Source organism: Caballeronia sordidicola, assembly GCF_001544455.2.
In the GTDB taxonomy this organism is placed as follows: Bacteria; Pseudomonadota; Gammaproteobacteria; order Burkholderiales; family Burkholderiaceae; genus Caballeronia; species Caballeronia sordidicola.
Window position 1 is genome coordinate 196,520 of record NZ_FCOC02000007.1, and the last position, 20,918, is coordinate 217,437.

At 61.7% G+C, this 20,918-nt stretch carries 16 protein-coding genes and 1 other RNA gene; 10 read left to right on the forward strand and 7 right to left on the reverse strand.

Translation table 11 applies throughout. The annotated features are described in order from the left end of the window. Positions 1-364 precede the first annotated feature (364 nt). From ompA to AWB64_RS14440, 5 genes are all read left to right on the forward strand, one after another. Positions 365-1,024, forward strand: coding sequence for an outer membrane protein OmpA (gene ompA, locus AWB64_RS14420; protein ID WP_060856098.1), 660 nt, complete (start codon positions 365-367; stop codon positions 1,022-1,024). A 157-nt stretch (positions 1,025-1,181) separates the two neighbouring features. Next, a complete protein-coding gene (ubiG, locus tag AWB64_RS14425; protein WP_060856099.1) occupies positions 1,182-1,880 on the forward strand; it encodes a bifunctional 2-polyprenyl-6-hydroxyphenol methylase/3-demethylubiquinol 3-O-methyltransferase UbiG in 699 nt (232 codons plus the stop codon). Positions 1,881-1,975: 95 nt separating this feature from the next. Then, positions 1,976-2,692 carry a phosphoglycolate phosphatase gene (gene gph / locus AWB64_RS14430; protein ID WP_060856162.1) on the forward strand — a complete coding sequence of 239 codons (717 nt, stop codon included), beginning with the start codon at positions 1,976-1,978 and terminating at the stop codon, positions 2,690-2,692. Between the two features lie 74 nt (positions 2,693-2,766). Then, positions 2,767-3,135: a transfer-messenger RNA gene (gene ssrA / locus AWB64_RS14435) on the forward strand. Positions 3,136-3,344: 209 nt separating this feature from the next. After that, a complete protein-coding gene (locus tag AWB64_RS14440) occupies positions 3,345-5,765 on the forward strand; it encodes an FG-GAP-like repeat-containing protein (RefSeq protein WP_244164062.1) in 2,421 nt (806 codons plus the stop codon). A 77-nt stretch (positions 5,766-5,842) separates the two neighbouring features. On the opposite strand, the gene AWB64_RS14445 is transcribed toward AWB64_RS14440, so the two are convergent. The 3 genes from AWB64_RS14445 to AWB64_RS14455 all read right to left on the reverse strand — a co-directional run bounded on the left by AWB64_RS14445 (position 5,843) and on the right by AWB64_RS14455 (position 8,946). Continuing rightward, positions 5,843-6,919, reverse strand: coding sequence for a glycosyltransferase family 4 protein (locus AWB64_RS14445; RefSeq protein WP_060856100.1), 1,077 nt, complete (start codon positions 6,917-6,919; stop codon positions 5,843-5,845). Between the two features lie 470 nt (positions 6,920-7,389). Beyond that, positions 7,390-7,656, reverse strand: a complete 267-nt coding sequence (locus tag AWB64_RS14450) for a hypothetical protein (RefSeq protein WP_060856101.1) — start codon at positions 7,654-7,656, stop codon at positions 7,390-7,392. Positions 7,657-7,854: 198 nt separating this feature from the next. Then, on the reverse strand, positions 7,855-8,946 hold the full coding sequence (locus AWB64_RS14455; RefSeq protein WP_060856102.1) for a substrate-binding domain-containing protein: 1,092 nt from the start codon (positions 8,944-8,946) through the stop codon (positions 7,855-7,857). Between the two features lie 130 nt (positions 8,947-9,076). On the opposite strand from AWB64_RS14455, the gene AWB64_RS14460 reads away from it, so the two are divergent. The 4 genes from AWB64_RS14460 to AWB64_RS14475 are packed head-to-tail and all read left to right on the forward strand — an operon-like array spanning position 9,077 to position 14,307. Beyond that, complete coding sequence (locus tag AWB64_RS14460; RefSeq protein ID WP_060856103.1) at positions 9,077-9,583, forward strand: NAD(P)H-dependent oxidoreductase subunit E; 507 nt, start codon at positions 9,077-9,079, stop codon at positions 9,581-9,583. Beyond that, on the forward strand, positions 9,580-11,136 hold the full coding sequence (locus tag AWB64_RS14465) for a formate dehydrogenase beta subunit (RefSeq protein ID WP_060856104.1): 1,557 nt from the start codon (positions 9,580-9,582) through the stop codon (positions 11,134-11,136). The genes AWB64_RS14460 and AWB64_RS14465 overlap by 4 nt, the downstream gene beginning before the upstream one ends. Before the next feature lie 16 nt (positions 11,137-11,152). Then, positions 11,153-14,062, forward strand: coding sequence for a formate dehydrogenase subunit alpha (gene fdhF / locus AWB64_RS14470; protein WP_060856105.1), 2,910 nt, complete (start codon positions 11,153-11,155; stop codon positions 14,060-14,062). A gap of 2 nt (positions 14,063-14,064) precedes the next feature. Next, on the forward strand, positions 14,065-14,307 hold the full coding sequence (locus AWB64_RS14475) for a formate dehydrogenase subunit delta (protein WP_060856106.1): 243 nt from the start codon (positions 14,065-14,067) through the stop codon (positions 14,305-14,307). A gap of 4 nt (positions 14,308-14,311) precedes the next feature. Here the strand turns inward: AWB64_RS14475 and AWB64_RS14480 are convergent, their stop codons facing one another. The 3 genes from AWB64_RS14480 to AWB64_RS14490 all read right to left on the reverse strand — a co-directional run bounded on the left by AWB64_RS14480 (position 14,312) and on the right by AWB64_RS14490 (position 17,442). Further along, complete coding sequence (locus tag AWB64_RS14480) at positions 14,312-16,018, reverse strand: FAD-dependent monooxygenase (protein WP_060856107.1); 1,707 nt, start codon at positions 16,016-16,018, stop codon at positions 14,312-14,314. 74 nt (positions 16,019-16,092) lie between these two features. Next, positions 16,093-17,100 carry a cation diffusion facilitator family transporter gene (locus AWB64_RS14485; RefSeq protein WP_060856108.1) on the reverse strand — a complete coding sequence of 336 codons (1,008 nt, stop codon included), beginning with the start codon at positions 17,098-17,100 and terminating at the stop codon, positions 16,093-16,095. After that, positions 17,101-17,442, reverse strand: a complete 342-nt coding sequence (locus AWB64_RS14490; RefSeq protein WP_060856109.1) for an ArsR/SmtB family transcription factor — start codon at positions 17,440-17,442, stop codon at positions 17,101-17,103. It abuts the gene before it with no gap. A 129-nt stretch (positions 17,443-17,571) separates the two neighbouring features. Here AWB64_RS14490 and AWB64_RS14495 point away from each other — a divergent pair, with 129 nt between their 5' ends. Then, complete coding sequence (locus tag AWB64_RS14495) at positions 17,572-19,437, forward strand: tetratricopeptide repeat protein (protein ID WP_060856110.1); 1,866 nt, start codon at positions 17,572-17,574, stop codon at positions 19,435-19,437. 77 nt (positions 19,438-19,514) lie between these two features. Here AWB64_RS14495 and AWB64_RS14500 read toward each other — a convergent pair whose 3' ends face one another. Next, a complete protein-coding gene (locus AWB64_RS14500) occupies positions 19,515-20,813 on the reverse strand; it encodes an MFS transporter (protein WP_060856111.1) in 1,299 nt (432 codons plus the stop codon). Positions 20,814-20,918: the final 105 nt, after the last annotated feature.

The following is a 20,918-nucleotide window of genomic DNA, read 5'->3' on the forward strand; positions in this document are numbered from 1 at the left end:
GTTTTTGACGCTGCTACCAAGGCGCGAAATACCGTCGAAAAAAATGTATTGATGTTTTGCCAAAAAGTTCCGTCGTGGCACGTATCATGCGCATAAGACGCGCATATCAAACCCTGCTTTTCCCATGCCCCGTCTTGTTGCGCATGCACCACATAAGGTTGCGGGCGTTGGGGGCCCGGGGATATTTTTATCGTTGCAAGGGAACGATATGGCAAAATGCCAACGCACAAAGTTAGACACTGCTCGAAGTCTACACACAGCGTTTTGTTCCGCGGTAATGTTATACTTCGAGCAATGTATGACTTGTCTTTGTCAACAAGGCTCGCAGTAAACCTGCGGTAATCTCAATTTCGAGAGGAGAAATATGAATAAACTTTCAAAGCTCGCGTTCATTGCAGCTACCGCAGTTATGGCTGCATCGGCTATGGCGCAATCGGTCCCGGCTTCACGTCAGGCAGTCAATGACAACTGGGTGAACGGCACGGGCGAATATGTGTGGATGAACGGTACGAACGAGCTTTGCTGGCGCGATGCGTTCTGGACGCCGGCTACGGCAAACGCAAAGTGCGACGGCGCGCTGGTTGCACAAGCACCGACGCCGCCGGCACCGGCTGCTCCGGTTGCTCCGGTCATCCAAAGCCAGAAGGTTACGTATCAAGCTGACGCTCTGTTCGACTTCGACAAGGCAATCCTGAAGCCGGCTGGCAAGGTCAAGCTTGACGATCTCGCTTCGAAGATTGGCGACCTGAACCTGGAAGTCGTGGTCGCAACGGGTTACACCGACCGCATTGGTTCGGACAAGTACAACGATCGTCTGTCCTTGCGTCGTGCACAAGCTGTCAAGGCATACCTGGTCAGCAAGGGCATCGAAGCCAACCGTATCTATACGGAAGGCAAGGGCAAGCGCAACCCGGTTACCACCGGTTGCAACCAGAAGAACCGCAAGCAACTTATCGCCTGCCTCGCACCGGATCGTCGCGTGGAAGTGGAAGTTGTTGGAACCTCGCGTCAGCCGCAGCAATAAGCGACTGTTTGCCGCAGGATCAAAGCCCCGCTTCGGCGGGGCTTTTTTTATGGGCGCTCGCCGCCCCCAAGCCGGCTGCCACGTTTTACCCGGTCGCGCCACCGCCTATATACTGGTGCCTGACCGTTTACGACTTTCGTTTCAAGGCTATGCGCACATGATCAACGCCGATCCCCACGAGCTTCAGAAATTCAGCGAGCTGGCTCACCGCTGGTGGGACCCGAATGCCGAGTTCAAACCGCTGCATGAACTGAATCCCGTGCGCCTCGACTGGATCGACGGCCTCGCCCATCTGCCGGGCAAGCGCGCGCTGGATATCGGCTGTGGCGGTGGAATCCTGTCCGAATCCATGGCGGTACGCGGCGCGAGCGTGAAAGGCGTGGATCTGTCGGCGAGTGCGTTGGGCGTGGCCGACCTGCACAGCCTCGAGAGTGGCGTGGAAGTGGCGTACGAGGAAATCGCGGCGGAAGCGCTCGCCGCGCGTGAACCCGCCACGTATGACATCGTGACGTGCATGGAAATGCTGGAACACGTACCCGATCCCGCTGGAATCGTCCAGGCCTGCGCCACATTGGTGAAACCGGGCGGCTGGGTGTTCTTCTCCACGCTGAACCGGAACGCCAAGGCGTACCTGTTTGCCGTGATTGGCGCAGAGTACATTGCCCGGATGCTGCCGCGCGGCACGCACGACTACGCGCGCTTCATCAAGCCGTCAGAACTTGCGCAACACGTGCGTTCGGCGCAATTGGATATCGTCGAGATCAAGGGGATTACATACCGGCCGCTCTCGAAGCGCTTCGGCCTCTCCGACGACACCAGCATCAATTACATGATGGCTTGCCGGCGCGTGGCATGACGGGAACGAACATGAACGATCGCCCAAAGGACAACTCGAATTCCACAGACGCGGACCCGGTGCAGCCGAACGTCATCGAACCGGTACGGACAGTGATGAGCGACGATCCAACGCCTTATCCCCAGCACGAGAAGGATCGGGACAGGCTGAAACTATGCCAGGCGATCCTGTTCGATCTGGACGGCACGATCGCCGATACCGCGCCCGACCTCGTTGCCGCCGTCAACAAGATGCGCCACGACCGCGGGCTCGAGATGCGGCCGCTGGAAACCTTGCGGCCGCTGGCGTCGGCGGGTGCGCGGGGTCTGCTCGGCGGCGCGTTTGAGATAAGTCCGGAGCATCCGGATTACGCGTCCATGCGCGAGGAATTCCTCGCCAACTACGAAGCGGATTTGTGCATTGAAACCACGCTGTTTCCGGGTATCGATGAACTGCTCGATCAGCTCGACGCCCGCGGCGTGCGCTGGGGCATCGTGACGAACAAGGTGACCCGGCTGGCGGAGCCGCTCGTGGCGTTGCTCGGGCTGGCCGAACGGGCGGCATGCCTGGTTTGCGGCGATACCACTTCGCACTCCAAGCCTCACCCGGCGCCATTGCTGCACGCCGCCGAGTTGATGGAAGAGAAACCGGAGCAGGTTGTCTACGTGGGCGACGATCTGCGCGATGTCCAAGCGGGTTTCGCGGCCGGCATGGTCACGGTTGCGGCAGCCTACGGATACTGCGGCACGGACTTGCCGCCCACGCGATGGCACGCCGATCATGTGGTGGAAACGACCGTCGAACTGCAGGAATTGCTCAGGGACGTGCAATGACTTGCGGTGTCTTTCAGGCTCATTGGCGCTGGCGCTATGCGCGAATGGTTCTGTGAGATAATACGCAATGCTTCGGGGGCGACCTGGTTTCGACAGGGGTTGCGAAGCGGCTAGGGCATACCGAGGACCCGTCACCTCGTAAATCAATGGGAAAAACGTAACTGCAAACGACGAAACGTTCGCACTGGCAGCCTAAGGGCCGCCTGCCTCTCCCTAGTTTACTGACGGACTAGAGTCGCAAGACCGGTAGCAATACCGAGAGAGGTCATATACGTCAGATAAGCCTTGTCGGCGTCACGACGCCAAGGTCGAAAATCTAGTGAATCGCCGAAGCGAAGCGTGTTCGTCCGCGTCGCCAGGTTAAATCAAATGATAGAACTAAGTATGTAGAACTGGTCGTAGAGCGCTACTGGACGCGGGTTCGATTCCCGCCGCCTCCACCAATACCGCTTCCGGTTTTCTTGCCGGAAACAAGACCCCGCGTGCCGCAAGGCATGCGGGGTTTTGCATTTCAGGTCCGCACAATCGGCCAACTCCTTCCTCCATGTTCGCTCGGCAACGGAACGTCCCGCCGCTACACTTCAAGCTGCCAGATTCGTCGATTCAGCAGACAAAAATGCCATACGGGGGAATCATGCAAGGAAGCCGTTCCATGCGCAGGTTGGCGGTTGCGTGCGGGTTGTCGTTGTTATCGATCATGCTCTGGGCCATCGGCGCCCTGCTTTCCCCGGTCATGGCCCAGACGCCCGCGCCCGCCGCCGACTGCCACGCCGGTTCACTCATCACCGTCGTCGCCCATCTCGACGACGATCTGCTCTTCGTCAACCCAGGCATCAGCGACAAGCTCGCCGCCGGCTGGTGCGTGACCACCGTGCACCTGATCGGCGGCGCGAACGGCGCCAACTTCGACTACGTCAAACTCCGCGAGAAAGGCACGCGCCTCGCCTACGCGCGCATGGCCGGCGTGCCCGACGACTGGATTGAATCCACGGTCGATTTCGCCGGCAAACCCGTGCATCAGATGCTGCTCAGACAACAACCGCGCGTGAAGCTGCTCGAAGTCCGCCTGCCCGGCGGCGGCGTGCGTGGCGGGCGCGTGCCGCTTGGATTGCTGTGGGACAAGGGCGAAAGCATCGAAACGTATCCTTTGAACGCCGATGGCTCGAACACGATCAAGTACGACCGCGCCGCGCTGATCGCGAGCGTGCGCGCCATGCTCGCGCCGGCAACCGAGATCTATACGCTCAACCCGGACACCGTCCCGTTCATCGAGCATCCGGATCACATCTACGCCGCGCGCATCACGCGGGTCGCGGCGCAGGGACTCGGCCGCGATATCCCTATCGGCTATCACGTGACATATCCGACCGGCGGCCTGCCCAAGAACCTTAGCGCCGCCGATACCCAAAAGAAACGCGACGACGTGGCGTCGTATTTCGCCATCGACGGCGACGACAACGGCGGCCATGTTTTCGGCGAATATCAGTGGGACGGCAACTGGGTCGCGCGCCGCTACTGGACACGCGCGCACGCGAGCGATCCGGGGCCGGATTTCCAGCCGCGCCCGATGCAGATCGTCAATGAATATTCGAGCCAGTGCGTGACGTCGGCGGGCGCGGGCGCCGCGCCCGCCCTCGCCGCTTGCACGGGCGCGAAGACGCAGGACTGGCACTGGCAAGAGGTATCGGCGGCGCCGGGAACCAAGAACACGGCGCAACTCGTCGATGAAACCACGCGTCAATGTGTCGCCGAACGCGACGGCGGCTTGATCGAGGAAGCGTGCTCGCCGCCGGATTCCGCCGATGCCGCCCAGAAGTGGACACCCTGGGATTTCGGCTATGTGTACACGCCTCTTGGCCATTGTCTTGCCGCCCGCAATGGCGCGCTCGCGGCGGGCGGGTGCTCGTCGCTCACGGCCGAGTCGCGCTGGGCGCCATCGGCGCGAACGCAATGGACCGATAACCGCGAGGAAGGCGCGCTGTTCGGCGACGTGCGCGGCGACACGGTGGACGGCGGCGTGGACGAGCGCCGCCCGAGCGCGGTCTATGTGCAACGTCGCAAGGACGGGCCGGGCTTCAACGTTTGGGTCGCGGACATGTCGCGGCTGGAAACAGCGGAGCCCTGGTATCTGAACGCCGTGCCCTTCGACCCGCGCGCCACCGCGCCCACCTGCACGGCGAACACGCTGTGCTTCGACAGCGTGCGTTTCCTGCTCGGCGACTTCGATGGCGACGGCCGAGACGACCTGATGGTGATCTCGCCGCGCAACGGCGGCACGGCGTTCTGGCTCATGCGCAGCACAGGCACGCGCTTCGAGGCGCCACGGCTCTGGTATCAGACGAGCACGGCATGGAAGCCCGCAAATGCACAGCAATATGTAGCGGGCAATTTCACGGGAAGCGGACGCGCCGACGTCATGATCGCGCATAAACGCGGCGATGGCGGACTGAACCTGTGGCTGCTGGCGAGCACAGGCAAAACTGGCCGCGCGCCCGCATTATGGATGCAGGCAAGCGGCATTAGCGCAAGCGCACGTTTCCTGCCGGTTCATACGGCGGGCACGTCGCGAGCCGGTCTTGTCGCGCTTGAAAATGTGGATGGCGCGATCGCGCTCACGCAATTGACGAGCTCCGGCAGCGCGTTCGAGGGTGCGTTGCGCGGCAATACGTATCCGCAGTTTTCATCGGCGATGACGAAGGTCGCGGCCGGCGATATAGACGGCGACGGAACCGATGACCTCGTCATGCTGCAGCCGCGCGGCGATGGTCCTGATATCGATGTCTGGACGATCCGGCGCGGGGCCACGCTCGCCACGCCGGTGCTTGCCGGGACGCTGAAGGAGTCGTCGTATGCGGACGCGCTGCCGCATATTGTGCAGCGTGATCGTCAGGCGACACTGGTGCTGTTCAAGCGCGCCAACGCGAAACTCGGCCCGTTCTACTACACGGGCGGCGCGCCAATGTTGATTGGCTATGACTTCGACACCACACGTAAGCTCGGCGCGGCGCAAATCTGGAGCGAGATGCCCGGGCTTTTTTCCGAGTCGCTGTGGCTGAGGAATCTGTCGCAGTGAGCTCACGGTAAAGCTGTCCCGCCAATAAAAAAGCGCGCCGCCGATAGCCCCGGCGGCGCGCTTTTTAGTACCGGCAATCAACCCATCCGCACCTGCAGATTCAGCACGTCCGACGCAATCGCGAGATACCGGTCAGCCGTGCTTTGCAACGTCAGCCCATTCAGCGGACGCGTAGCCCGCGGTTGGGAAAGCGCGGCGAGCAGCGCGCGGCCGTACGCATCGGCGTCACTGGTATCGAGCAGCGCGACGCCCGCAAAAGCATCGGCGAACGCAAACGACGGAATCGCGTTTCCAACCACAGGAATGCCGGAAGCCAGCGCCTCAAGAAACCCGATGCTATGCGCCTCGAAACTGGAGGGCATGGCGAACGCACGCGACTCGCGCAGGATTTCGGCCACGTTGTTCTGCGGTCCCGCGATCACCACGCGGTCGTTCAGGCCGAGTTCATCGACAAGCTTCACGATCGCCGCGTGATACGCCAGATTCTCGATCACGCCGCACAGCAGCAGGCGCACATCGGGATCGACTGCCGCCACGCGCGCGAATGCCTGCACCGTCTGCAACTGGTTCTTCTCGGGGATATAACGCCCGATCTGGACGATCTGCCGGATTCCCGTGGACGGCAGCGGTTCGCTTGCATGCGTGAAACGCGAAATATCGACGCCATTCGGCACCACGATCATGGAGGGATGAGAACCGACTTCCTTCACGTAATCATCGATATTCTTCTGCGACACGCCAATCACCGCTTTTGCACGCCCCGACAACAAGCGCTCTGCAATCAGCAGCGCGTTGTTTGCGAAGTCATTGGCGCCGGAGTGCATGACCCAAACAATAGGCACGCGCGTGGGCAACGCGCGAACATACAGCGCGGGAATGGTGGCGTGGGCGAAAATGATGTCGGGTTTGAAGCGGCGAATGGCGCGATGCAGGAACAACAAGCGGCCGAGCTTGCCGAGCGATCGCTGAGGGAACAGACACAGGACATTGTTCGCGCGCAACTCGGCGCTGATGTGCTCGAAATCGTCGTGTTCCGGCATCAACGAAGTGATGCAAACATCGTGACCGCCTTGCTGGTGTCCGATCGCCACGCCCTTTGCCAATACCTCGGCCCCCGATAAACGGGGTGCAAGAACGACTTGAAGAATTCTCATTTGGCTGTCTTCCCCTCGCCTCTCTAAAGCGTTCTTCCTGCCCATCCGCCGGATGGACTGTGTCCGTCAGAGTGACCTTCCCGGCACGCTTTCTATCGCGCGCGGCCACTCAGCCGGCTCGCTTCATTGTTTTTTATGAAAGTTAAGTGTTCCGATCACTGAAGACCGTTCAACGCACGCAACGATAAGATACCCGAGCGCATGCCGTGCACGCCGCCATCAAGTAGCATTAATCGGTCGGTAATGAGTGGTAGCAGACGCTAAGACAAATGAAGCGTCGAGTCGGCGCCGACCCGAAGAGAAATCGCGGAATGGAAGCAGGGTTAACACTGGGGTTCCAGCCTTGGCGTGAACCTGGCGGCCGGAAGCAAGCACAAGACATACGCCGCACACGTAATTCGCTATCCATGCCACAAGCGAAACCGTGTGCGTCTGAAGGCGCGCGTTATGCTTTGGTTACTTACTACGGGTTACTCGCCATCCTTCGGGCATTGCAGGTTGCAGCCGTTCGGATCGCCCAGATCACCGCGCCGGCGCTTGGCGGTCACATTGTTCTGGTACTTGTCGGAAGGCGCGGACGCAGCGAACTGCAACTGCGGATGTTCCTTCAGCCTGAACTGATCCTGCAGGATACCGCCCGGAATACCCGGCGAATTCTGTGCAAACGCAACGGGCACGAAGGCGACGGCGCCAGCAATAAATGCGATCAACGCGGCAATACTCAAAAGCAATTTCATGGCAGCAGTACGGTCAGTAAGCGGATCCCTGAGCGGGTCAATAATCGAGTCTGTGAGAAAGAGTTCGATTAAACGTTCGGCCTGATGTTCCTGCTGGCCTGCGAGGAGACACCGGAGCGCGAACCCCGATTCTAAACGCAAGCTCCGCAATCGGCCCGTTGCGCGGGCTTCGGGGATGTATCGGTGTATTACATTGGCTTACAACGTACGGGTTTCGCTCGCGCCGCCAAGCGCCGCTTCCACGTCGAGCAGTTCGCCACAATGCAACGGATCGTAGCCTTCGAGATGCGCCACGCTGCCCTTGAACGCGGCGCTGCGCAGGACGTCGAGCACGCCGGCAAGCTGGGTATCGTCGAGCTTGTCGCGGTCGCAGGCGAACAGATAATCCTCGTCGATGATCGGAATGAAATCGAGTGCGAACTGCTGCGCCGCCGGCTGCACGCCGAAGCCGAGATCGGCCATGCCGCTCGCGACAAACGCGGCAATCGCCGAATGCGTCAGTTCGGCCGTGGCATAACCGTTGATGGTCGCGGGATTCACGCCAATCTTGCGCAGCGCCAGGTCCAGCAACATGCGCGTGCCCGAACCGGGCTGGCGATTGACGAAGCGGATGTCGTCGCGCGCAAGGTCGCGCAACCCGCGTATGCCTTTTGGATTGCCCTTGGCCAGGAAAAGCCCCTGCGTGCGTCGCGTCAAGTGAATCAGCCTGTGCCGCCCCGCGTCCAGCCACGGCCGATAAATTTCCCCGCACGCCTCGCGAAACTCGCCAATCGGCAAATGAAAACCCGCGAGTTCGCACTCGCCGCGCGCCAATGCACTCACGGCTTCGGCGCTTTCGCGGTATTTGATATCAGCGGGAATTCGCTTTTCGGCCAGCGCGCCAACGAGCGCGGCAACCGCATAACCATGCGACGCGTGAATCCGGATCTCGGTGACCGTGCGCGATAAACGCCGGTTCAACTCACCGGCTACCTCGCTCGCTACAGCCTGAAGCGGACCATCGAGCCGTTCGTTCGACAAGCGCTGCGCCCGCAACACAGCCTCGCCCAACTCCGACAACACCGACCCGCGCCCGCGCGACTTGGTGATCAGCGCGCCGCCCAGCCGCGTCTCGATTTCGCGCAATAGGCCCCATGCATGCCGATAGGATAAACCCTTAGCCGACGCGGCTTGCGCGATGCTTCCAGTCTGGGAAACGAGTAATAAAAGCGGCACAGCCGCGCTGAGACTGGCTTCGCGGCCTGCCGCATCGCGCAAGACGAGTTCGGTTCGGCATTCGACGTCGATCATATGCAGTTGTTGTTCCTATTGCCATCGACTGGATAGCCTCGTATCTTGCATATCAGAGGCTCGGTAAAGCGATTATAAGACCGATATATGCATTTATAAAACATATGCCGAGCGATGGAGACTTCCCCACATGATCCAGATTGCCAGCAGTCACGAGAATGACCCCGCGCTCACGCCAGACGAGCGCGTTGCACGCCATTTGAAACCGGGCGCGTCGCTGATCGCCGTGCTGCACGCGATCCAGGACGAGGCTGGCTATGTTCCAGCCGATCTCATTGGCCCGCTTGCACAGGCGATGTCGCTTTCGCGCGCCGAAGTGCATGGCGTGATCACCTACTATCACCACTTCCGCTCGGAACCGCCCGCGCGCGTGACCGTGCAGCTTTGCCGCGCCGAAGCATGCAAAAGCATGGGAACCGAGGCGCTGGCGGCGCATATCGAAGGACATACGGGCTGCCGGTTCGATTCCGGCCATCACACGGATACCGAACTGGAGACGGTGTATTGCCTCGGACAATGCGCGTTGTCGCCGGCCATGACGATCAACGGCGAGCTGTACGCGCGCGTCACGCCGCAAAAGTTCGACCGGCTGTATGAAGAGGCGCGCGTCCAGTCGAGCGCGGAGGACCTGGTATGACACGCATCTACGTCCCTTGCGATTCGTCGGCGTTGGCCCTTGGCGCAAATCGCGTCGCGCTGGCTATTGCTGCCGAAGCCGATAAACGCGGCATTGAAATCGAAGTCGTGCGCAACGGCTCGCGCGGCATGTTGTGGCTCGAACCGCTCGTTGAAGTGGAGACGGCGGAAGGCCGTATCGGCTATTCGAATGTCGATGAAGGCGATGTCGCCGCGCTTTTCGATGCCGGTTTTGTGAATGGCGGCTTGCATGAAAAAAGCATCGGCGTGGTCGACACCATGCCGTGGCTTGCCAAACAGCAGCGCCTGACGTTCGCACGCATTGGCATCACGGACCCGCTTTCCACCGATGACTATGTCGCCCACGGCGGCCTGGAAGGTCTGCGAAAAGCGCTGGAAACCGATGGCGACGCAGCCTGCGAAGCGCTACTTGAATCGGGCTTGCGTGGACGTGGCGGCGCGGCGTTCCCGGCCGGCATCAAATGGCGCACGGTGCGCGCGGCCCAGGCGCCGCAAAAATACGTCGTCTGCAACGCCGATGAAGGCGATTCCGGCACGTTCTCCGACCGGCTGGTCATGGAAAGCGATCCGTACATGTTGATCGAAGGGATGATCATCGCGGGGATCGTGACGAACGCCACGAAGGGATATATCTACGTGCGCAGCGAATATCCGCATGCGATCACGACGCTGAACCGCGCAATCGAGCGCGCGCGTGAGGCCGGTTGGCTGGGCGAGAACGTGCTCGGCAGCGGCAAGGTCTTCGAACTGGAAGTCGCCAAGGGCGCGGGTTCATATGTGTGCGGTGAAGAAACGGCGCTGCTCGAATCGCTTGAGGGCAAGCGCGGCGTGGTGCGCGCAAAGCCGCCAGTGCCCGCGCTGGTCGGTTTGTTCGGCCAGCCGACAGTAATCAACAACGTCATCACGCTCGCGACCGTGCCCATCATTTTCGCAAAAGGCGCGGCGTTTTATCGCGACTTCGGCATGGGCCGCTCACGCGGCACGCTGCCTTTCCAGATTGCCGGCAACGTGAAGCAAGGCGGCCTGGTGGAACTCGCGTTCGGCGTCACGTTGCGTGAACTGATCTATGAATACGGCGGCGGCACGGCGAGCGGCCGGCCGGCGCGCGCGGTGCAGGTCGGCGGTCCGCTCGGCACGTATTTGCCCGAAAGCCAGTGGGACATCCCCATGGACTATGAAGCGTACGCGGCGGTCGGCGCGGTGGTCGGGCACGGCGGCATCGTGATCCACGACGACACCTCCAACCTCGCCGATCTCGCCCAATACGCCATGCACTTTTGCGCGGTCGAATCCTGCGGCAAATGCACGCCCTGCCGGATCGGTTCAACGCGCGGCGTTGAAGTCATCGCGAAGATTCGCGACGGCGATACATCGCCGAAACAGGTCACGCTGCTGCGCGAACTGTGCGACACCATGCTCGGCGGATCGCTTTGCGCGATGGGCGGCATGACGCCTTATCCGGTGATGTCCGCACTCGATCATTTCCCCGAAGACTTCGGTCTCTCGCGTAAGCCGTCGCAGAAAGCGGCTTAAAAGAAGGAGCACACACATGTCCAGTTCTTCCTGCGGTTCCGGCAATTGCGCCTGCAAGACCAAGCTGCGCGATCCCTTCGACGATACCGACTACGGCACGCCGCTGCGTCATGCGGATATTGACGTGACGCTCGATATCGACGGCCAGTCGGTCACGGTTCCTGCCGGGACGTCGGTGATGCGAGCCGCTATTGAAGCCGGTGTAAACGTGCCGAAACTCTGCGCGACGGATTCGCTCGAGCCTTTCGGTTCCTGCCGTCTATGCCTAGTCGAGATTGAAGGCAAGCGCGGTTATCCGGCGTCGTGCACAACGCCCGTTGAAGCGGGCATGAAAGTGCGCACACAAACGGACAAGCTGCAGTCGCTGCGCAAGAACGTGATGGAGCTGTACATCTCCGATCACCCGCTCGATTGCCTGACCTGCCCCGCCAACGGCGATTGCGAACTGCAGGACATGGCCGGCGTGGTTGGCCTGCGCGAAGTTCGATATGGCTATGAAGGCGCAAACCACCTGAAGGACAAGAAGGACGAATCGAATCCGTATTTCACGTATGACGCGTCGAAGTGCATCGTGTGTAATCGCTGCGTGCGCGCGTGCGAGGAAACGCAAGGCACGTTCGCGCTGACTATCGCGGGACGCGGCTTCGAGTCGCGCGTGGCCGCGAGCGAAAACCAGCCGTTCATGGAGTCGGAATGCGTGTCGTGCGGCGCGTGCGTGGCCGCGTGCCCGACCGCGACGCTGCAGGAAAAGAGCGTGATCATGCTCGGCCAGCCCGAGCATTCGGTCACGACTACCTGCGCGTATTGCGGCGTTGGCTGCTCGCTGAAAGCGGAGATGAAAGGCAGTCAGGTCGTGCGCATGGTGCCAAACAAGAACGGCCAGGCCAACGATGGTCACGCGTGCGTCAAGGGCCGCTTTGCGTGGGGTTACGCCACGCACAAGGACCGCATCACCAAGCCGATGATCCGCGCGAAGATCACCGATCCGTGGCGCGAAGTGACCTGGGAAGAAGCGCTTTCGTATGCGGCGAGCGAATTCCGCCGCATTCAGGACAAGTACGGCGTGGATTCGATTGGCGGGATTACGTCGTCACGATGCACGAACGAGGAAACCTACCTTGTGCAGAAACTCGTGCGCGCGGCGTTCGGCAATAACAATGTCGATACCTGCGCCCGCGTTTGCCATTCGCCGACGGGTTATGGCCTGAAGACGACGCTGGGTGAATCGGCGGGAACGCAGACTTTTGCATCCGTCGAAAAGGCCGACGTAATCATGGTGATCGGCGCGAATCCGACCGATGGTCACCCGGTGTTCGCATCGCGCCTGAAGCGCCGCGTGCGTGAAGGCGCGCAACTGCTCGTGGTGGACCCACGCCGTATCGATATTGTTAACACGCCGCATGTGAAGGCGTCGCATCATCTGGCGCTGCGTCCAGGCACGAACGTGGCGATGGTCAATTCGCTCGCCCACGTGATCGTCACCGAAGGGCTCGTGGACGAAGCGTTTGTTGCCGAGCGCTGCGAAGCGCGTGCATTCCAGCAATGGCGCGACTTTGTGTCGGCGGAAGAAAATTCGCCCGAAGCCATGGAAGCCATCACCGGCGTTCCGGCCCAATCCGTGCGCGAAGCGGCGCGCATCTATGCGAACGCGGCCAACGGCGCGATCTACTACGGCCTCGGCGTGACGGAACATGCGCAAGGCTCGACGACCGTCATGGGTATCGCGAACCTCGCGATGGCGACGGGCAACATCGGCCGCGAAGGTGTGGGCGTGAATCCGCTGCGTGGCCAGAACAACGTGCAGGGTTCGTGCGACATGGGTTCGTTCCCGCACGAGTTGCCGGGCTATCGCCATATTGGCGACGCGGCCGTGCGCGCATTGTTCGAAGAAGCGTGGAGCGTGAAGCTGCAGTCGGAACCGGGCCTGCGCATTCCAAACATGTTCGACGCCGCCGTTCACGGCAGCTTCCTCGGCCTTTATTGCCAGGGCGAGGACATCGTCCAGTCGGACCCGAACACGCAGCATGTGTCGAAGGCGTTGTCGTCGATGGAATGTATTGTCGTGCAGGATATTTTCCTGAACGAAACCGCCAAGTACGCGCACGTGTTCCTGCCAGGTTCGTCGTTCCTCGAAAAGGACGGCACGTTCACGAACGCGGAACGCCGCATCTCGCGCGTGCGCAAGGTCATGCCGCCGCTGCCGGGTCTCGCCGACTGGGAAGTGACGATCAAGCTGGCGCGCGCGCTGGGTTATGAAATGGGCTACACGCATCCGTCGCAGATCATGGACGAGATCGCAAGCCTTACGCCCACGTTCACGGGTGTGTCCTACAAGCGTCTCGATGAGCTTGGCAGCATCCAGTGGCCATGCAATGCGCAGGCGCCGGACGGCACGCCGACCATGCATATCGATGAATTCGTGCGCGGCAAGGGCCACTTCGTGATCACGAAGTTCATTGCGACGCCGGAGAAGGTCACGCGCAAATACCCGCTGTTGCTGACCACGGGGCGGATTTTGTCGCAGTACAACGTGGGCGCGCAGACGCGGCGCACGGAGAACTCGCGCTGGCACGACGAGGACCGGCTGGAGATTCATCCGCACGACGCCGAGGAACGCGGCATCAAGGCGGACGACTGGGTGGGCATTGAATCGCGTGCGGGGCAGACCGTGCTGCGCGCGAAGATCACCGAGCGCATGCAGCCGGGCGTGGTGTATACGACCTTCCATTTCCCGGAATCCGGCGCGAACGTGATCACGACCGATTCTTCCGATTGGGCCACGAACTGTCCGGAGTACAAGGTGACAGCGGTGCAGGTGATGCCCGTCGAGCAGCCGTCGCAATGGCAGAAGGATTATTCGGCGTTCAATGTTCAGCAGCTCGAGTTCCTGAACTTGCGCGAGTTGCCGGTCACATCGGGGAAATAATCATGGATGTGAACAGCCTGGTGGAAATGGCGAATCAGATTGGCGAATTCTTCGACTCGATGCCGGATCACGAGGAAGCGGTCGATGGCATCGCCAATCACATTCACAAGTTCTGGGCGCCGCGCATGCGGATCGCGCTGCTTAACGGACTGGACGATGCGGAGGTTAGCGGGCGGCTTGAGCCGATCGTGCTGAAGGCGTTGACCAAGCATCGGGAGGCGTTGACGCCGGCGGTGACAGCTTGATCCCTTACTCGTCCTTCCCCGCCCCGAACCACGTCTCGCAGTGCCTCAACAAAGCCTGCGTATCCGAAGGCGCGCGCCCGCGCGCCGCAATGTACCCATCCGGGCGCACCAGATAAAAGCAAGGCCGCGTTCGCCCATACGCTTCGGTGAGCGATCGCGCGCCGTCACCGCCTTTATCCGTGATACGCCAGACGCGCACCGAATTCGGCAGCACCTCTTCCACGGATTTCGCGAGATCATCCAGATCCTTGTCGCGCAGCGCATGCGCGACGGTCAGCGTCGCGGGCGCCATCGCGATGTCGTCTTCCTCCGACGGCTTCACCATCAGGAACAGCGAGAAATACGCGGGGTCGTGAAGGTCGAAAAGACAGCCGACACCCGGCGCCCGCCCGAGCGGTCCATCGACGACATGCACCCACGCATCCGGCGCGCGCTCGCCGGCTCGCGGACCGCCGTCGAGCCCGCGATCGAGCGTCAACGGGCTGCGCCTATACTGAATAGACAACTCGCTGACCGTGCGCCGCGCGGCATCGCGCAAGGGACCAATCGCCGATAAAGCCGGCATCACGTGATCGCGGATCAGCTTCATCGGACCATGTTCTGCAGCGGCCATCTGCGTCATGAAACTCGATGTCCGCAGCACTTCCCGCTCTATGGGATGACGTTCGGTGTGGTACGTATCGAGCAAACGGTCGGGCGCCACGCCCGTGAGCATCCGCGCGATCTTCCAGCCAAGATTGAACGCTTCCTGAATGCCCGTGTTCATGCCCTGAGCGCCGGCCGGACTGTGGACATGCGCGGCGTCGCCAGCGAGAAATACGCGTCCCGAGCGCAGCCGGTCCGCCATGCGATTGTTCAATCGAAAATTCGATGACCACGCGAGATTCCTCACCGTCACCCGATGATGAATGCGCCGCGCCACAATCTCGCGGCATTCATCGAGCGTGGGGGCCGCGCTTTTGGGCGGAATGTCCGCCGCGTCCGGCGACTGCGCCGCCGCGCGTTGATCCGCGATCAGCCGCGTGCGGCCGTCGCCCATCGGGAATAACGTGGCAATGCCCTCGCCCGATGCAAAAATATGGAACTCGTCGTCGGGCCATTCGGTATCGGCCTGGAGATCGGCGAGCAGGAAAGTCTGCTCGAAGGTTTTTCCCGTGAACTCGATATTCAAGCCATGCCGCACCATGCTGTGCGCGCCGTCCGCACCGATCAGGTAAGACGGGCGCAGGTGTTCTTCGGCACCGTTCGGGTGACGCAGCGTTGCCTCCAGACCTGCCGATCCCTGGTTGAAATGCACCAGTTCCACGCCGCGCTCCACGCGCACGCCGAACGTTTCAACATGCTCGGTCATCAGGCGTTCGGTGACGGCCTGGTCAAGGAAAAGAAGATACGGATAACGCGTTTGCAGCGGATCGAAATCGAGCCGCATGAGACGCTGTCCGTTCGAATAGAGATTGCCAATGCGCGCCCGGTGACCACGCTCAAGAAACGGTTCCACCAGCCTATGCTGCTCGAACAGTTCGAGCGTGCGCGCCTGGATGCCGATTGCGCGCGACCATGGCGAAGGCTCCGGGGCTTTGTCGACCAGGCGCACGGGAATGCCGGCGCGCGACAGGCTCATGGCGGCGGCGAGCCCCGTTGGACCAGCGCCCGCGATGAGCACCGGCGCTACGTCGAGTGATTTGTGTCGGTTCGGCTGCGGCGGGTGCATGCGCTTCTCCATCAAACGTCACTGGCTCAAGTGTACGCCGGTCCGAAATGCGCAAACGCCGGAGAACCACGCGCTCAGTGCGCGTGCGCCTTCGCGCCCATCTTTTCTCCCAGCGCGCAACCGTGTTCCGTCGTGCCCATTTCCACCTGCAGCGTCGCGTGATGCATCGCGTAATCGCGACGCAGCGTTCCCACAATCGAATCGACAAAAACATCGCCCGGATGCCCCGCCGGCATGACGATATGCGCGGTCATCGCGTTCTCCGTGGTGGAAAGCGCCCAGACGTGGAGATCGTGGACATCGGTCACGCCCGGCAGATCCGCCAGATACTTTTCAATACGCGGCTTGTCCACGCCCGGCGGCACGGCGGCCATGGCGAGCCGCATGGCGTCGCGGCCCAGTCCCCACGTGCCGGCCACGATCACCGCGACCACGACAATGCTCATTGCCGGGTCGATCCAGCTCGCGCCCGTGAAAAGGATCACGAGGCCGCTGATGGCGACCGCGGCGGAAATGCCGGCGTCGCCCGCCATGTGCAGGAACGCGCCGCGTATGTTCAGGTCTTCCTTGCTGCCGCGCATGAAAAGCCACGCGGAAAAGCCGTTGACCACGAGACCTATGGTGGCAACGACGAATACGTCGAGTCCCGCGACCGGCGCCGGATTGAACAAGCGCTGAACCGCTTCGAGCACAATCGCGCCGCACGCGAACAGCAGCAGCGCGGCGTTGGCGAGCGAAGCCAGGATGGAAGAACTGCCGAGCCCGAACGTATAGCGTTCCGACGGTTTGCGCGCGCCGAGCCAGACCGCGCCCCACGCGAGCAGAAGGCCGAGGACGTCGGAGAGATTGTGGCCTGCGTCGGCAAGCAGTGCGGTGGAATGCGCGATGAACCCGTACACGGCCTGCACGATCACGATCACCATGTTCAGCCCGACCGCAATGGCGAAAGTGCGGCCCTGACCAGCCTGCGGCGCGTGATGGTGATGATGGCCGCCTTTGTGATCATGGCCTTGATCATGCTCATGAGCGTGCGCATTCCCGTGGTCGTGATGCTCATGGTGGTGTGACGGTTGAGGTGCCATTTATTCGTTGTCCGGTCTGAAATCGGCGTGAGGCTCGGCGACATGTTCGAGCAGTTCGGCGAGCATGCCGCTGATGTGTTTATCCGCGGCAAGATAGAAAACCTGCTTGCCTTCGCGCTCGGCACGCACAATCCGCGCCGCCCGCAACAAGCGCAAATGGTGGCTGACAAGCGACGCCGACAACCCCAGCGATTCCGCAATCGCGCCCACCGGCGAACGCCCTTCCACGCACGTCAACACAATGCGCAGACGCGTGGGATCGCCGAGCAGGCGGAACAGGTCGGCGAGGGGAACGACACGCTCGTCGGTTGAAACTTCGCTCAAAACCAGCGGAGAAGACACGATTGGCTTTCATCCAACATATGAACAGGTGTTCATATGTTATTGACACAACCTTCGTGCGTCAACGCAAAAATCGCGATCGGCGGTGAACGTGTGGGAAAATGGCGTGTTCGCATTCGATTTCCCTCAATGGATACAGTTTTTGCACGCGGCTTCGCGGCGCATCGCGACGGCCGCCTGACCGAAGCGGAACGCGACTATCAAGCCGCGCTCGCCGCAGAGCCCTCCCACGTCGACGCACTTCATCTGCTCGGCGTGCTGCGCCACCAGCAAGGCCAGCACGCGGAAGCGGCTGATCTGGTGCGTCGCGCAGTGGACCTGCGTCCCGCCGATCCCGCGCTACAGCTCAACCTCGGCAACGCGCTGAAAGCGCTCGGCCGAATAGACGACGCCATCGAACGCTTTCGCAATGCGCTGGATCTGGAACCCGGCTTTTCGCTCGCGCAATACAACTTGGGCAACGCGTACGCGGCAGCGGGACGCCACGAAGACGCCGCCGACGCCTTCGAAAAAGCCCTGCGCCTGCAACCCGGCGACGCGCCCACCTGGAACAACTTCGGCAATGCGCTGCTCGGCATGCGCCGTTTCGAGGAAGGCGCGAAGGCGTTTCGCCGCGCGCTGCAAATCCGGCCGGGCCATGCGGGCGCGCACAACAATCTCGGCATGGCGCTCAATGCACTCGGCGACACCCACGGCGCTATCGGACAATTTCGCGAAGCCATTGCTGCCGAGCCGAACTATGTCGCGGCGCATTTCAATCTGGGCAATCTGCTCGATGCCGCCGGCCGTCCGCACGAAGCCGTGCCGGTGCTGCAGAAAGTGCTGCGCATGCAGCCGCAATTCGCGCCCGCGCACTTCGGGCTGGGGCATGCGCTTGCGGCTATCGGCGAATACGAAGCCGCCTTGCCGCAATTCGAGCGCGCGGTAGGACTCGATCCAAAGTACGGCGTGGCGTGGCTTGGCCTCGGCAACGCGCATCTTGCACTCGGCGCGCATAAACCGGCGCTGCGTGCCTTCGATCAGGCGTTGCGCCTCGATCCCGGTCTTGTCGCGGCGAACCTGAATCGCGCCATTACACTGCTCGCCCTTGGCGACTACGCTCGCGGACTGCCGGCTTATGAATGGCGCCTGCGCGCGCCGACCACCCTCCCGCCACCTGCGTTGCCCGTGTGGAAAGGCGCACCGCTGCCGCGCGAAACGCTGTTGATCCGGGCCGAACAAGGTTTCGGCGATACCTTGCAGTTCGTGCGTTTCGTGCCGTTTGTCGCCAGGCTCGTTGGCCAGGTCGTGCTCGAAGTGCAACCGGCGCTGGTCGCGTTGCTCGAACCCGCGGCCCACGCCGCAGGCGTCACGCTGAAAAGCCTGGCTGCATCGACACCTGCAACACCCACTGACGCCGACGCATTTGTTCCGCTGCTCAGCCTGCCGCTGGCGCTGGGGGTATCGACTATGGAAATGGTGCCGGCGCGCACGCCGTATCTCGTGGTGCCGGCGGCGTACCGGAAAAAATGGCGCGGGTCGCTTGGCGGCCAGTCGAAGCGCAAGCTGGGGATCACGTGGTCCGGACGCATTCAACCGGGAGAAACGCGGAGCGCCCCGCTTGCGTCGCTCGAGCCGCTGTTCAGCCTGGAAGGCATCGACTGGATTGTGCTGCAACCTACGTTCACCGCCGAAGAACGCGCCCTTCTCGACGCCCATCCGCGCGCGCGTTTTATCCAGCGGCTCGAAAACAAGCTCGAGAGTTTCGCCGATACCGCCGCGATCATCGATCGTATGGATGGTGTCGTGTCCATCGATACCGCTGTCGCCCACCTGACCGGCGCGCTCGGAAAACCGCTGTGGCTGATGCTGCCGTTCGCCGCCGACTGGCGTTGGGGTATCGATACACCTTCGAGCGCGTGGTATCCGAAAGCGCATCTGTTCCGGCAGGCGAAACCCGGCGCGTGGGATGAAGTCATCGAACGGGTGGCGAAGGATGTCGCGGCGTCGTCATAGCGTTGAGACGCGCCCCGGCCCGAAATGAAAAACCCCTCGTCGAGGGGTTTTTGTTCCAGCGTGACGGGCAGAAACCGTCAGGCCGTCTTGTACTGATTGCGCGCCTCGCTGGACCGATACAACACCAGCGTGGCGATCAGTCCGCATACCGCCGCGAGTCCCATCCATACACCGGGCGCCGCCTTGTTTCCGGTCGCGTGAATCAGGTACGTGGAGATGGCGGGTGTGAATCCGCCAATGGTCGTCGCCAGGCTGTACGCAAGCGAGAAACCCGTGGTACGCACTTCCACCGGCATGACTTCGGTAAGCGCCACGACCATCGCGCCGTTATAGCTGCCGTAGAGGAACGAGAGCCACAACTCCACGCCAAGCAGGCGCAGGAACGACGGATCCGCGACCAGCCATTGCACCGCCGGATACGAAGTGAGAATGGTCAGGATGGTAAAGAACAGCAGCACCGGCCGGCGCCCCACGCGGTCGGACACCGCGCCGGCAAGCGGCAGCCAGACGAGATTCGACAAACCGACGAACACCGTCACCACCAGGGTATCGAGGGAAGAAAGCTTCAGCACTTCCTTGCCGAACGTCGGCGTGTATGCCGTGATCATGTAGAACGACACGGTCGTCATGATCACCATGCCCATGCCGGCGAGCACGACGCCCCAGTTGGAGGCCATGGACGTCATGATTTCGCCCATCGACGGACGGTGTTTACGCGCGAGGAACTCATCGGTTTCCTGCAACGAGCGCCGGATGATGAACAGGAACGGCACGATCAGGCAGCCGATGATGAACGGCACGCGCCATCCCCAGGCGGTCATCTGGTCGGGCGGCAAAATCCGGCTCATGACCACGCCGATCAGCGCGGCGAACACCACGGCCACTTGCTGGCTGCCCGACTGCCATGAGCAATAGAAGCCCTTGTTGCCCTTCGTCGCGATCTCGGACAGATACACCGACACGCCGCCCAGTTCCACGCCCGCCGAAAAACCCTGCAGCAAGCGGCCAAGCAACACGATGATCGGCGCGAAAACCCCGATGGTCGCGTATCCCGGAATCACCGCGACCAGCAATGTGCCAATGGCCATCATGGTCAGCGTGAGAATCAGGCCCTTCCTGCGGCCATGATGATCGATATACGCGCCAAGCACGATGGCGCCGATCGGACGCATCAGGAAGCCGGCGCCAAACACCGAGAGCGCAAGCATCAGCGAAGCGAATTCGTTGCCGCTCGGAAAGTACGTCTTCGCGATGGACGAGGCGTAATAGCCATAGACCATGAAGTCGTACATTTCCAGGAAATTGCCGCTGACGACGCGAAACACCGATTTCGCCTTCGACTCTTTCGCGGGCGTTGCATGTGAAGGGATGGACATGACTATCTCTAAAAACTCTGTCTAAGGATGCTGGCCGGATTGCGCTGAAAGCGCGTCGCCCGATGCAGAATGAAATGTTGGAGTGGTAGCAGCCGGTTTGCTTGC

Bases quoted from the DNA above. Each gene is read 5' to 3' on its own strand.
- ubiG (WP_060856099.1), top strand. From the start codon at position 1,182: ATGATCAACGCCGATCCCCACGAGCTTCAGAAATTCAGCGAGCTGGCT.
- AWB64_RS14500 (WP_060856111.1), bottom strand. From the start codon at position 20,813: ATGTCCATCCCTTCACATGCAACGCCCGCGAAAGAGTCGAAGGCGAAA.
- gph (WP_060856162.1), top strand. From the start codon at position 1,976: ATGAGCGACGATCCAACGCCTTATCCCCAGCACGAGAAGGATCGGGAC.
- AWB64_RS14450 (WP_060856101.1), bottom strand. From the start codon at position 7,656: ATGAAATTGCTTTTGAGTATTGCCGCGTTGATCGCATTTATTGCTGGC.
- AWB64_RS14465 (WP_060856104.1), top strand. From the start codon at position 9,580: ATGACACGCATCTACGTCCCTTGCGATTCGTCGGCGTTGGCCCTTGGC.
- fdhF (WP_060856105.1), top strand. From the start codon at position 11,153: ATGTCCAGTTCTTCCTGCGGTTCCGGCAATTGCGCCTGCAAGACCAAG.
- AWB64_RS14455 (WP_060856102.1), bottom strand. From the start codon at position 8,946: ATGATCGACGTCGAATGCCGAACCGAACTCGTCTTGCGCGATGCGGCA.
- ompA (WP_060856098.1), top strand. From the start codon at position 365: ATGAATAAACTTTCAAAGCTCGCGTTCATTGCAGCTACCGCAGTTATG.
- AWB64_RS14475 (WP_060856106.1), top strand. From the start codon at position 14,065: ATGGATGTGAACAGCCTGGTGGAAATGGCGAATCAGATTGGCGAATTC.
- AWB64_RS14480 (WP_060856107.1), bottom strand. From the start codon at position 16,018: ATGCACCCGCCGCAGCCGAACCGACACAAATCACTCGACGTAGCGCCG.
- AWB64_RS14440 (WP_244164062.1), top strand. From the start codon at position 3,345: ATGCGCAGGTTGGCGGTTGCGTGCGGGTTGTCGTTGTTATCGATCATG.
- AWB64_RS14445 (WP_060856100.1), bottom strand. From the start codon at position 6,919: ATGAGAATTCTTCAAGTCGTTCTTGCACCCCGTTTATCGGGGGCCGAG.
- AWB64_RS14485 (WP_060856108.1), bottom strand. From the start codon at position 17,100: ATGGCACCTCAACCGTCACACCACCATGAGCATCACGACCACGGGAAT.
- AWB64_RS14495 (WP_060856110.1), top strand. From the start codon at position 17,572: ATGGATACAGTTTTTGCACGCGGCTTCGCGGCGCATCGCGACGGCCGC.
- AWB64_RS14460 (WP_060856103.1), top strand. From the start codon at position 9,077: ATGATCCAGATTGCCAGCAGTCACGAGAATGACCCCGCGCTCACGCCA.